The sequence below is a fragment of the Brevundimonas sp. genome (assembly GCF_036659295.1).
Lineage (GTDB): Bacteria > Pseudomonadota > Alphaproteobacteria > Caulobacterales > Caulobacteraceae > Brevundimonas.
This window is the reverse complement of the sequence record NZ_JAVXCU010000166.1, coordinates 1-686: the sequence shown is the minus strand read 5'-3', so window position 1 is coordinate 686 and position 686 is coordinate 1. Positions and strand designations below refer to the sequence as shown.

The 686-nt window shown below is 54.2% G+C and carries 1 tRNA gene; it reads right to left on the bottom strand.

The features are described 5' to 3' along the window. Positions 1–266: 266 nt before the first annotated feature. Positions 267–343 (bottom strand) — tRNA-Arg (locus RSB01_RS14150). Positions 344–686: the final 343 nt, after the last annotated feature.

The window sequence follows — 686 nt, the reverse complement described above, 5'->3', positions numbered from 1 at the left end:
TGAACTTGATGAAAGTCGATGGCCAGTGGATGATCTTCGCCAAGCTCTTTCACAAGGCCGGTGAAGTGACAACTCAGTAAGCTAACGGCCAGATGCAAAATGAGAACAAACTTATGTAGTGCACTCTTCGCGTTGCCAGTTTACGCACTCCAACTTACAACGCAAAAGCGCTTTGCCTAGTTGGATATGGCCGGCAGAAGAGTCTTTGTGACAGCGCCCACAAAAAAGCCCCAGGTCTTGCGACCTGGGGCTTTTTCATCTGTATCTGGTGCACCCGGCGGGATTCGAACCCACGACCCCTGCCTTCGGAGGGCAGTACTCTATCCAGCTGAGCTACGGATGCTTGTGCGGGCGACATCATACCCATGTCGACCTTGGGCGTCCATGCTGGTCTTTGGGCGTTCACGCGTAGGAATCTGCTGCTTAGAGGCCCTGCGCCGGGGGCCGGTGATCGGGGTGCTGGAACCTGGCCCGAATACGCTGATCAGAAAGTTTCGGCAAATGGGCCATTTTCGTTCTTTTTTTCGAACAGACTATTGCCCTGTACCCCCATTGATCCTAGGATTCGTTTGAGATTTCAAACGCTCTGTCTCCCGCGTGCGCTTCTTAAACCCGTGCGCTGGGGCTGATTTCCCTGACGGCAGCCCACAAGGCGCCTTTCAACAACTCTAATTCGCTCCGCGCGT